Origin of the sequence: Hymenobacter norwichensis DSM 15439 (assembly GCF_000420705.1) — a bacterium.
GTDB lineage: Bacteria > Bacteroidota > Bacteroidia > Cytophagales > Hymenobacteraceae > Hymenobacter > Hymenobacter norwichensis.
On sequence record NZ_ATVL01000011.1, the window covers coordinates 13,409 to 25,434 of the forward strand.

Below are 12,026 nucleotides of genomic sequence, written 5' to 3' on the forward strand. Positions count from 1 at the left end.
CTGCTTTCAAGTGCCAGGGTAATTCGTACGCTACGTAAGCTGCATATAGCAAATGTACGGGCTGGCAGGCTGCTTTGCCACGAATACTGTTCAGCTTGCTACCTGCATAGGTAGGTCACGGTTTGAAGATATCTTCAAGTGCTTCGGAGTACTTCGGAAATAATCTTGCAGCTGATGCTGTGCTGTAAAATACAGTGTGCCCTCTGCGCTGCCATCAATCAAATTGGTTGGTTAAAACCAATTAATTAATATATAACTATACAAACAAATAATTTACTTTTGCCCATCATTCACATTTATTCTTCTGCTCCCTATTTATCATCTCTGCTCATGAAAACAATCTGTACTTTCCTGTTACTCTTCTGGCTAAGCTTGCCCAGTGGCGCCCAGTCCTTCCAGCGTTCTGAGCTACCAACTACCCTTTCCACTCCGTGGGAAATGACGTATGGCCCCGATGGTTACCTATGGCTTACTGAGTCGGGGGGACGCGTATCCAGGGTGAACCCAACAACTGGAATTAAATCGGTGGTATACACGGCACCCGACTATTTTGGGGGCGCGCCTAGCGAATCTTCTCAGCTGTGCTTTCAGCCAGGCATTGGTGCTGGCACGCTAGGCCTAGCCCTGCATCCCGATTTTTTGAACAGCGCCACGTCGTATATCTACTATGTGTACTCGTACAACCAAGGTACAGTAGCGGCACCAGCTACCCAGTTCAAAATTGTGCGCCTGACTTGGAACGCTACGCAGGAAGCTGTGGTGTCCAGCACTACCCTTGTTGGCAGCCTACCTACTGGCTACGACCATTTGGGGGGCCGCTTGCTGGCCGTTCGGCAGCAGGGCAATGTGTACTTGTACTTCACTACCGGCGACAACGGAATATCTGAAACCAACAGCCCCGACTGCTACAACCCACAAACCACCAATCCCAACAATTTTGCCCAAGATCCTACCACCAAAAACGGAAAGGTCCACCGGTTTAATATCGATGGTAGTGTACCAGCCGATAACCCGCTGCCGGGTAACTCCTTCTTCACTCGGGGGCACCGAAATCCGCAGGGACTGGCATTCAACCCTACCAACGGAGTAGTATACGAAATAGAGCACGGCGACCGGACCGATGATGAAATCAACATACTCACGAAAGGCTTGAACTACGGCTGGAAAAACGTGCGTGGCTACCACGACGGCAACTATCCCGGTGAGTTAGCTTACATTCAGAACTACGTTCCTAATCCTAGCATCCGGTTCGACCGGTTGGAACCTGCCTGGTACGCTTGGGCCACGACTCCGCCACCGAGCACCGCCAACCAGAACGATTGGGAATCGATAGCGCCTTCAGATGGGATCTATTATGGCAGCGCCGGCATTCCAGCTTGGACTAACAGCTTGCTAGTGGTTACGCTCAAAAACGGCACTACCACCGACCAAGAGCTGTATCAGTTCAAGCTAACACCCAACGGGTTGGGCATCGTCAACGGGGCCCCTCAACGCTTTTTTGGCACCGACCAAGCCTTAAATGGACGGCTGCGAGATGTAGCCGTGTCACCGGATGGCACAAAGATTTATGTGGTGAACAACGGTGGCGCTGACCGAGACAAGATTACTGTGTACACCTACGTGCCGTCGTCGGTGGCCTTGAACCTTACCACGCAGATCACCAATGCTTCCTGCGGCCAAGGCGGCGCCATCAACCTAACAGTAAGTGGAGGTACGCCTCCTTACCGCTACGCTTGGACGGGACCGAACAACTTTGCTGCTAGCACCGAAGATATTAGCAGCCTCAGCGCCGGTACCTATTCTGTTACAGTTACGGATGCCGGGCAGAACAGTGCCACCCAACAGGCCACCGTACTGTTAAACGGCCTCGATACCACACCCCCTACTGTTTTGGCGGCGGGCTTTGTAGTTGAGCTGAACAGCAGTGGTATGCGCACTATTGAGGCCGGAGACGTAGACTATGGTAGTACCGATGAGTGCAGCGGCTTGGCCTCAATGACACTGGACAAGGCCACCTTCACCTGCGCCAACGTGGGGCCCAATAATGTGACACTCACTGTTACCGACAACGCTGGTAATTCAGCTTCGCAAACCGTCACAATAATTGTCGTTGACAATACGGCACCGACGGTGCGAGCAGCTGGCTTGGCAGTTGCGTTGATAAATGGCACGCGCACCATTGAGGCGGCCGACATAGATTATGGCAGCTACGATGACTGTGGCAGCATTGCTTCTTTAAGCATCAGCCCCCGCACTTTCACTTGCGCCAATGTGGGCCCCAACCAAGTGACCCTAACAGTAACTGATAATGCTGGCAATGTGGCCACCCAGACCGTAACGGTACTGATAACAGCAGACGCAAGCTGCAACAATACCGCCAGCAGCCTACAACCCGGTACGAGAGTATCAGCCATGAACAGCGGCCAGCTGTTAGAAGCCTATCCAAACCCAGTAACCGAGCAGGCAACCATAGTATTCCGGCCTCTTCGCAATGGCAACGGACAGGTAAAACTATACAACCAACTAGGCACTTTGGTAGCCACGCTATACGAAGCAGTTGTAGAAGGCGGCCGCATGTACAGTGTATCACTTGACAGTCGGCTCCTGCCTAGCGGGGTTTATAATTGCCAGTTTATATCCAACGGCAAAATCAGCAACAAGCGGATACTCGTTACTAAATAGAGCATCAATACCGTTGAAAGCGGGCGGCAGGGCTTTTCCTGCCGCCCGCTTTTGTATGAATGATTGGGAGTAAATTCTGACATGAAGCCGAACCCAAGGCGCTAGACCTTCTTTAGAAATTAATACCTAATGCATAGGTCTGTAAGCTAGCAGCCCTGCTTTGTCTTGATAAATTAAACTGTATCCAAGCCTTAAATTCCTTTCTATCTTCGGCGGCTATATACGGCCAGCAAGACCAGCTATTTCTATGAAAAATGAGTTGCTTGCCCTAACCGGCCTGCGCGGTGTGGCGGCGCTGCTGGTTTTCTGGTTTCACGTTGACTTACGGACCCCGCTCACTTTCCTGTGGCAGTTCGGGCCGCTTTATAACGTGTTTTCCCACGGCGCTTTCGGGGTTACTATCTTCTTCGTGCTATCAGGTTTTGTGCTCACCTACAGCCAGTTGCGCACTAGTACGGCGACTGATTATCCCAGCGCTGGTTCTTATGCAGCGTTTATGCGCAAGCGTTTTGCCCGCATCTATCCGGTGTACTTGGTAGGCATGCTGCTCACGGCGCTGGTATGCACGGTGCAGCACAGCTGGCCCCCGGATATGGGCGTACTGGCCATTACCAACCTCACCATGACGCAGGTGCTTTTCCCCTCCATTTCAATGCTGTGGTACAGCAATGGAGCTTGGTCGGTGGCGGTGGAAGTGTTTTTCTACTTGGTATTTCCTTTCCTACTGCCAAGCCTGCTGCGCATTAAACGCCAAGCAATACTATGGATGGTGCTGGCCGTGGTAGTAGTGGTGGGCGCGCTGGGCGGGGCGGCTTACACCATCTGGCCTCAACACGTTTCGTACGTGCTGATGTACAGCCACCCATTGTTCCGGGTGTCGGAGTTTATCAGTGGTGTGGCGGCAGGCGTATTGGTGTTTCAATTTAACTGGCGGCCCGCGGAATGGAAAGTACTGGTGCTAGTAACGGCGGCCGTGGGGTACATCGTGTTTTTTGGGTCGCAGCTGTTAGGGTTTGTGGTGCACAATTGGTTGGTGGTGCCCGCCATTATAGCGCTGCTGGCTGTGGCCGTACAGCCCGAAAAAACCAAGGTAGTGAAGCTGTTGGCGCATCCGTGGCTGGTGTACGCTGGCCGTATCAGCTACTGCTTTTACGTGGTGCAGCTGCCGTTATTCATGGCCGAAGAGACCTTGCTGGAACGCCACCAGATTGCACCTGGCCATCAATGGTATGGCTTCCCCATTTTCTGCATGGCATTGCTGCTGGCCGTGGCGGTACATAAGTGGGTGGAGCAGCCCGCCTACCGTTTCCTGACGCGTGCCCGCTAGCAGAAACCAGATGGAAGCTTGATAGCAACGAGTCTTATCTACTGCTAACCAATAAGCATACTTGTTAGCTCAGACAGTGCGTTTTCACTTATCCACGAAGTTAGCACTAAGCCTATAAACAACTCATTAACAGGAACAAAGCAGTACGCTACAGGAGAGTAAAGAGTAAGTGAGCCGTTACTTTCAACGTATTACTTCGACTTTCCACCCTTCTATTCCTTTATGAGAACTTTTACTTCTGGTATGGCCCGCCGGCTTGCGGCAGGCCTCGCAGTAAGCCTGGGGCTGCTAACGGCCGCTCACACGCAGGCCCAAACCGTGGCCTTTCCGGGGGCCGGAGGCTTCGGCCGCTTTGCCACCGGGGCCCGCGGAGCCAATGCCCCGCAGGTGTACGTGGTAACCAACCTCAACGACGCCGGCCCCGGCTCGTTCCGCGACGCGGTAAGCCAGCCCGGCCGGTTCGTGACGTTTGCGGTGGGCGGCATCATAACGCTGCAAAGCAACGTGCAGGTAGCACCCAACATCACCATAGCCGGCCAAACTGCCCCCGGCGACGGGGTGGTGTTCTTCAACAAGCGCATCACGTTCACGGGCTCCAACAACACCATCTGCCGCTACCTGCGGGTGCGGCTAGGTGCCACCGGCAACCAAGGCAACGACGCCTCAGGCTTATCTAATGGCTCGAACATCATCATCGACCACATGTCGGTTTCCTGGGGTATGGATGAGGTGTTTTCCATCAACTGGGACGGCAAAGGCACCGCGCCCGACAACATAACGGTACAAAACTCCATTATCGGGCAGGGGCTGCACCGCGCCAACCACTCGGCGGGCGGCCTGATTCAGACGCCCGATGGGGGCAAGGTAAGCTTGGTGGGCAACCTGTACATCAGCAACAAAACGCGCAACCCTAAGGTGAAGGGCGTGAACGAGTTTGTGAACAACGTGGTGTACGACTGGGGCAACGGCAACCGCCTGGGCGACCAAATGAACTACGGCTGGTCGGGCGACGCCTATATCATGGGCGGCTCGGCAGGCGTGTCGGAAGTGAACATCATCAACAACTATTTCGTGGGTGGCCCGCTCACGCCACCCGACAAAACCACCCCGTTTTCGCGCGGCACCGGCACGTTCAACCTGTTCGGCAGCGGCAACTACTTTGACAACAACCGCAACGGCGTGCTCGATGGCACCCTGGTCCCCTACGACACCGTGGGCTACCCTGGCATTGTGGGGCCCGGCTTCCGCAGCCAGCCATTTGCCTACCCCAACGCCGCGCCAGTTCGCACCGCCCTGCAAGCTTACCAACACGTAATCGATAGTGTGGGAGCCGCTTACCCGCGCCGCGACCAGGTGGACGGGTTGATGATTGACGAGGTTGTTTCGCGTGGTACGCAGGGTTATTACGTATTCAACGAGTCGGATTTGCCGTTCACCAACGGTGGCCTCGGCAACGTATTCGGCGCCCCTGCTCCCACCGATACCGACCAGGACGGTATCCCCGACGCTTGGGAAGACGCCCACGGCCTCAATAAAAACAGCCGCGCCGATGCCGTAGCCTATAGCACCACCGCCCCAGCCTACCTGAACATCGAGGTGTATATTAACTCGTTGATGAAGACCCCGCCGCCAGCCTTCGTGAAGCCGCCTTCCAGCGTGTTGCTGTCGGCTACCACCGTGGAGCTACCCACGCCGGCCAGCACCGTGGTACTGAACTGGACTGATAATTCCACCAACGAAACGTATTTCGTGTTGGAGCGCTCCGCCGATGGCGTGGCGTACAGCGCTATTGCCCAGCCGGTTGCCAACGCCACCACCTACACCGACAACGCCGGCCTGCAACCCAATACCACGTACTACTACCGCCTCAAGGCCGTAACGGGCACCGAGGAATCGTCGTTCAGCCAGCCAGTTTCCGTCAAGACGCCAGCCCTGCCCTCGGCTCCGGCGGTGGTAGCCACGCCCACGCCTACCGACGGCCTGCAATACGCCGAGTTGACGGCCGGTGCCCTAACCCTAAAGTGGACGGGCAGCGCCAACACCACCACGTACGGCGTGTATTTTGGCACTTCGCCCACCACGCTCACCAAACGGGCCGATGTACCGTATTCCGCCGCGCCTTCGTACCAGATAACCGGCCTAACCGACACCACTACGTATTACTGGCGCGTGGTTGCCCTCAACAACCGCGGTACTTCCGACGGCCCGGTGTGGTCGTTCCGAACGGCAGGCAACATTCCGCCACAGCTAGTGGGCTACTGGGGCTTCGATGAAACCGTAGCCGACGGCACCCAGATTATCGACCAATCAACGTACGCCAACCACGGGGTGCTGGGCCTCGACGACGACGACCAGAGCATTCGGGTGGTGGGCAAGCTCAACAACGCCCTCGACTTCGCCACCGCCGACCAAAACCGCTACGTGGTGAGCATTCCGCACCAGGACCAGCTCTACCTCGACCAAAGCTCTTTCTCGCTGTCTTTCTGGATGAAAGCCGGGGCCGCGCTGCTGCCGCAAGACAACAACACCAGCGCCTACCTGCTTTGCAAAGGCTCTATCACCCGCAACCCCACCACAGGGGCTACGGGCAAGCGCTTCAACATTGAGTTCAAGAACAAGCAGTTCCGCTTTGCTATTGACGATGACAAGACCAAAGACGAGCTGCAAATTGGCGGCACGCCCTTCTTCACCGGCCAATGGGTGCATGTAGTAGCCCTGCGCAACGTGACTACCAAGAAAATTCAGGTGTACCTGAACGGGGTGATGACCAAGGAAATGGGTACCAAAGCCCTGGGCATCGGCGAAGCCAGTGACCTGATAGTAGGCAACATTGGGGAGCTGGAATTCCTGACTTCCACCAACGCCCCGGCTCCGTACCGCGGTGCCCTCGATGAGCTACGGGTGTACAACTACGCCCTGACTCCAGACGAAATAACCGCCCTGATGAACACCAGCCCGCGGCTCCAGCTCACGGCCGACGTAACCAATACAGCTTGTGGCATCTCTGGCGCTATCAACCTGGCGGTGCAAGGCGGCACCGCCCCCTACCGCTACGCCTGGACTGGCCCGAACAGCTTCACGGCCAGCACCGAAGACCTCAGCAACCTAGCCGCCGGCTCCTACTCGGTAACCGTTACCGACGCTAATCAGGTGACGGCCACGCAGCAATTCACCGTTACGGCCAACACCACCGATACTACGCCGCCAACTGTTCTGGCCGCCGGGTTCATGGTGGGCCTGGAAGCCAACGGCACCCGCACGATTGAAGCCGCCGACGTGGACTATGGCAGCACCGATGCATGCAGTGGCGTGGCCTCCATGACCCTCGACAAAACCCTTTTCACCTGCGCCAACATCGGCCCGAACCAGGTAACGCTAACCGTAACCGACAACGCCGGCAACGTAGCCACCCAAACCGTGACGGTGCTGGTGCTCGACAACACGGCCCCTACTATTCTGGCCAGCGGCTTTGCGGTAAGCTTGGTGAATGGTGCCCGCACGATTGAGGCCAATGACGTAGACTACGGCAGCACCGACAACTGCGGCATTGCGTCCATGACCATCAGCCCCCGCAGCTTCACCTGCGCCAACATAGGCCCCAACCAAGTAACCCTGCGCTGCGTGGACAATTCCGGCAACGTAAGCACCCAAACCGTGACGGTACTGGTAACCGGAGATGCTAGCTGTCAGCCCGCTGCGCGCCAGGCAGCCGGCAGTTCGGTTGCTTCCAGCGACGCAAAAGAGTTGCAGGTGTACCCGAATCCCGCCACCGAACAAGCTACGCTAACCTTTGAAGCCGAGAAAACGGGCCCGACTAAAGTACTGGTCTACAACACCCTGGGCCGCGTGGTAGCCACGCTCTACGAAGGACCAGTGCAGGCCAAGCAGCGCTACCAGTTCACACTCGACAGCCATGCTCTGCCTAGCGGCGTGTATTCGTGCCAGCTACGTGCAGCCGGCGTCACCAAAACCACCCGCCTGCTAATTGTTAAGTAATAAGTCTGTTTGTTGACTTTGAAACCGGAAACGGCCGCTGCACCAATGGTGCAGCGGCCGTTCTATTTAGTCCCTGTGGCTTTTTCGCTATAAGTCATTTGTGCGTTACTCTATCCCTCGAAATCAAGGCCGCAGTGAAAGCAGTGGCACTGAGGCTTTTCGGGGGCTAGCAGCCAGAGGCGGAGTTTGGTAAGGAGCGTGTCGTTAGGCTGGGGCAGCTGGCGGCAGACGATATCAGTGTGGTGGCAGCGGGGGCAGCGCGCTGTGGCAGCAGCTTCTTCGTCGGTGGGTAGGGCCTGCATGGATATCTGGCTGGCGTGCAGCACCTCATGTGCCGCCGCTAAATCCTGTTGCCGTACGTGCAGGCGCACCCCGCCGGAAATTGGGCCGTAGGGTCGGTTCTCGTTGCTCAGAAAGCAGGGAATACCCGCGGCTTCCACCTGGTTTTTGGCCAGATGCGCCGAAATGGAGTTGGCAAAGGAAGCCAGTTGCACAATGGCTTCGTCGGCAGATTCGTGGGACATGGGGCGGCTTGGTTTCCAACCAAACAAAAGAAGCACCTAAATAGGTGCTTCTTTCAAGTAGCAGCAAATTAAAAACCTGTGTTTGTCCAGCTATGGATGCTATTTGAACAAAGCCAACGCCTTGATGAAAGTTTGAGAAACACCCCAGGCCAGCGGAATACCAACGTATAGCCAAGCCAGAACGGTGGAGCCGCCGGTAGTGGGCTCGGGGGCGGGAGTTGCGGAAGTGGGTTTAGTACTCATATATAAGGTGCAGATTTGGAGGTAATAGCCAGCGCCTAATGGCCACCAGCTTCGACGGTTACGAGGCCTTTTTCGTAGTACTGCTCTTTCACCGGTCGCACGGCCAGGTTGGCCAGCAGCCCCAGTACCAGCACGCCGGCCATGGTGTAGAACACGTTCTGGTAGGCTGCCGCCCCGGTGAGGCCTTGCTCTTTGGCGTGCTCGTGCAGGGTGTGCACAATCAGCGGACCCAGCACGCCAGCTGTGCTCCAAGCCGTAAGCAGGCGGCCATGAATAGCGCCCACCTGGTACTTGCCAAACATGTCAGACAGGTAAGCGGGCACGGTAGCAAAACCGCCGCCGTACATGCTGATAATCACGCAGGCCACTACCACAAACAAGGTTAGTTGCAGGCTTTGGCCGAGCGTAGGAATCAGGGCGTACAGCAGAATGCCCAGCCCGAAATAAATAGCATACGTCACCTTGCGGCCCAACTTGTCGGAAGCCGACGACCAGAAAAAGCGGCCTAGCAAGTTGAACAGGCTCAGCAGCCCCACAAAACCCGCCGCCGCCGCCGCCGTTACGCCGCGGCCCGCGCCCATGGCCCCATCCGAGAAGGTTTCCTGAATCAGCGGCGAGGCAGTTTCAAGTACCCCGATACCGGCCGTCACGTTGGTAAGTAGCACCACCCACAACAGCCAAAACTGCGGCGTTTTGATGGCGTTGTCGGCCGATACGTTGGCGGTGGTTATCATATCGTTCTGCACGGTGCTAGGCACGTAGCCGGCTGGTTTCCAATCATCGGCTGGCACCCGGATGGTCCACACGCCAAATTGCATGAATAGCAGATAAATAATGCCCATCACAATGAAGGTAGGCGCTACGCCCAGCGGGGCCGAATCCTTGAATTGACCCATCAGGTTGTTGGCCAGCGGCGAGCCAATCATGGCGCCACCGCCAAAGCCCATGATGGCCATGCCGGTAGCCACGCCTTTGCGGTCAGGAAACCACTTGATGAGCGTACTCACCGGCGAAATGTACCCGATACCCAGCCCAATACCCCCCACGAAACCGTAGCCGAAATACAGCAGGTATATGTTATGCAGGTGAATCCCGAGTGAGCCAATCAGGAAGCCGCCCCCGAAACACAACGACGCGGCTAACATGGCCTTGCGCGGTCCCACCCGTTCCAGCCACTTCCCAAAAATAGCCGCCGACAACCCCAGCAGCACAATGGCAATGGAGAAGGTGATGCCGATTTGGGTGGGCGTCCAGTCTTCGGGGGCCGGGTTGTTTACGTCGCCGCTGATGAGGGCGCCTAGGGGTTTGTTGAACACGCTGAATGCGTAGGCCTGGCCAATGGCCAAGTGAATGGCCAGCGCCGCGGGCGGTACCAGCCAGCGGTTGTAGCCCGGACCAGCAACGGTGCGGCTGCGGTCGAGAAAGGAGTTGTTTGCCATGCGTAAACGGGGAATTGGGTAGGAAAAAGAGCGAAGCAGCCAATTACGTTGCCTGAACCGTACTAATTGGCTGCCAGTAAGGTAGAAGCCTGTCCAATGCTTTCAAGAACCGGCGACAACTATTTTTTGCTAACATGCTATAGCTTGAAAGCCAGCAGCTACTACCCCATAAACGTTACTTCCAGAATAAAGGCTGTAGGTACATTCCTTTTCCTGTTCTGGCCTTATCATCGCTAGGGCGTGTAGATAGCAGAAGGGTTTCCAACAGCACAGCCGCAACCAGCCTAGTCTTGCGCCGGCTGTTTCAGTAGCCAGCCCCGCGGCCCTTTGGCACGGGTGGCTTTCAGGAAATCCCTGATGCCCCGGGTCATGGCCTGGGCCATTTGCTGCTGTGCAGCCGGGCTGGTGAGGCGCTGCTCGTCTTGGAGGTTGGACACAAAGGCCGTTTCCACCAAGGCATTCGGGAATTCCGTGGGCCCATTCAGGCCGAAGTTGAAGCTGCCCACTAGGCCCCAGCCAGCCAGGCCGGTGCCCTGCATCTGCTGATACAGCGCCTCCGCCAGGGGCCGAAACGCCACGTACCGGTAAAAGGCACTGGTACCCTGCACTGCGGTATTACCCGCCGAATTGACGTGGATACTCACCAACAGCGCCGGCCGACGCTGCCGCAGCAGATTTACCCGCTCACTAATTTCTAGGGTGGCATCGGTTTCCCGGGTCATCACTACGCGGGCCCCAGCTTTCTTCAGTTCCTGTTGCAGCTTTTGGGCAATGGCTAGGGTCAAGTCTTTTTCGCGGGCGCCGCTGGCCCCGGCGGCTCCCACGTTGGTACCGCCGTGCCCGGCATCCACGGCTACCAACAGGCCCCGCAGCCGTAGCTTGGCCGGTGGCCGTGCCACTTGCACTATCAGCGTATTGCCTTGGTAGCGTATGTGGTACCCCCAGCTTTGGCGGTGACGCAGCGGCAGCACCAGCCGGAATATGTCAGGCTGGGGCTGCTCGTAGTACACGGCGCCCAGCTCTTGCAGTCCGGTGCGCTGAGTTATCCAATTGGTGTTGGATGTGGCCCCGAAAACGTCTACCACCAGCCGCGCCGGATTCTGTAATAACTGGGAGCAGTACGGCAGCCGCTCGGTCAGGGGCACGCGCACATAGTCGTAAAGCGAGTCGCCGGATACGCTCCAGGAGCCAGTGAGCGAGGTAGGCACGAAGCCCCCGGGCGGCAGCATCCGAATTACTTCCTGCGGCACCCAGGCCACTTGCCCGGCTGCCAACTGCACTCGGTACTTATCCCCTACCCGGCCCGTGAGGTGCAGCACCACCAACGAGTCGAGGTAGCCGAGCTTGGCCCCACCCAGCCGGTCTTCGCCTAGCCCGTAGTTGAGGTAGGCCAGCGCAGTGCGTGTGCGAGCCAACTCGGGCTGGTTAGGGTTCAGAAAGCGCACTTTGTTTTGGGTAAAGCCCACCGACAATACACTATCAGCGGAGAGCAGCTGCACCTCAACGGGCCGGTTGTTGAGCGTGTCGCCGGGCTGCACTACGTAGGTGCCTTGGTACACGCCCTCCTGCCCCTTAGCCTGGGCAGGGGCCAGTTCAGTTAAGGGTTGTCCATTCAGAAACGTAACCCGGGAGTTGGGCTGCCCCACCATCCGTACTTGCAGCCGGTCGCCGGGGCTTAGCCACTGATCAGCGGTGGGCACGGTTTCCACGGCGGAAATGAGCGGCGTGGTTTGGGCATGGGCATCCAGCGCCAGCAAACTCAGGATAGTACTTGTCAGCCCCACCAGTACTAAGTTCTGCAACCGTTTCAGCATA

7 protein-coding genes are annotated in these 12,026 nt (G+C 57.0%); 3 read left to right on the top strand and 4 right to left on the bottom strand.

The window, feature by feature from the left end:
* Nucleotides 1–330 precede the first annotated feature (330 nt).
* From G536_RS0120730 to G536_RS29170, 3 genes are all read left to right on the top strand, one after another.
* Complete coding sequence (locus G536_RS0120730) at nt 331–2,682, top strand: PQQ-dependent sugar dehydrogenase (RefSeq protein ID WP_084708745.1); 2,352 nt, start codon at nt 331–333, stop codon at nt 2,680–2,682.
* A gap of 247 nt (nt 2,683–2,929) precedes the next feature.
* Entirely contained in the window at nt 2,930–4,009 is a 1,080-nt protein-coding gene (locus tag G536_RS0120735) for an acyltransferase family protein (protein ID WP_022825523.1), read from the top strand.
* A gap of 222 nt (nt 4,010–4,231) precedes the next feature.
* Complete coding sequence (locus tag G536_RS29170) at nt 4,232–8,005, top strand: LamG-like jellyroll fold domain-containing protein (RefSeq protein ID WP_084708746.1); 3,774 nt, start codon at nt 4,232–4,234, stop codon at nt 8,003–8,005.
* 110 nt (nt 8,006–8,115) lie between these two features.
* On the opposite strand, the gene G536_RS0120745 is transcribed toward G536_RS29170, so the two are convergent.
* The 4 genes from G536_RS0120745 to G536_RS29175 all read right to left on the bottom strand — a co-directional run bounded on the left by G536_RS0120745 (nt 8,116) and on the right by G536_RS29175 (nt 12,025).
* Nucleotides 8,116–8,529 carry a putative signal transducing protein gene (locus G536_RS0120745; RefSeq protein WP_022825525.1) on the bottom strand — a complete coding sequence of 138 codons (414 nt, stop codon included), beginning with the start codon at nt 8,527–8,529 and terminating at the stop codon, nt 8,116–8,118.
* 99 nt (nt 8,530–8,628) lie between these two features.
* A complete protein-coding gene (locus tag G536_RS32525; protein WP_022825526.1) occupies nt 8,629–8,772 on the bottom strand; it encodes an MFS transporter small subunit in 144 nt (47 codons plus the stop codon).
* Between the two features lie 35 nt (nt 8,773–8,807).
* The gene (locus G536_RS0120755) at nt 8,808–10,211 is read right to left on the bottom strand and encodes an L-lactate MFS transporter (RefSeq protein ID WP_022825527.1); all 1,404 of its coding nucleotides are present in this window, start codon (nt 10,209–10,211) and stop codon (nt 8,808–8,810) included.
* A gap of 284 nt (nt 10,212–10,495) precedes the next feature.
* A complete protein-coding gene (locus G536_RS29175) occupies nt 10,496–12,025 on the bottom strand; it encodes an N-acetylmuramoyl-L-alanine amidase (protein WP_022825528.1) in 1,530 nt (509 codons plus the stop codon).
* Between the last annotated feature and the right edge of the window lies 1 nt (nt 12,026).

Coding starts and splice junctions, on each gene's coding strand:
- G536_RS0120730 (WP_084708745.1), top strand. CDS start 331: ATGAAAACAATCTGTACTTTCCTGTTACTCTTCTGGCTAAGCTTGCCC.
- G536_RS0120735 (WP_022825523.1), top strand. CDS start 2,930: ATGAAAAATGAGTTGCTTGCCCTAACCGGCCTGCGCGGTGTGGCGGCG.
- G536_RS29170 (WP_084708746.1), top strand. CDS start 4,232: ATGAGAACTTTTACTTCTGGTATGGCCCGCCGGCTTGCGGCAGGCCTC.
- G536_RS0120745 (WP_022825525.1), bottom strand. CDS start 8,529: ATGTCCCACGAATCTGCCGACGAAGCCATTGTGCAACTGGCTTCCTTT.
- G536_RS32525 (WP_022825526.1), bottom strand. CDS start 8,772: ATGAGTACTAAACCCACTTCCGCAACTCCCGCCCCCGAGCCCACTACC.
- G536_RS0120755 (WP_022825527.1), bottom strand. CDS start 10,211: ATGGCAAACAACTCCTTTCTCGACCGCAGCCGCACCGTTGCTGGTCCG.
- G536_RS29175 (WP_022825528.1), bottom strand. CDS start 12,025: ATGCTGAAACGGTTGCAGAACTTAGTACTGGTGGGGCTGACAAGTACT.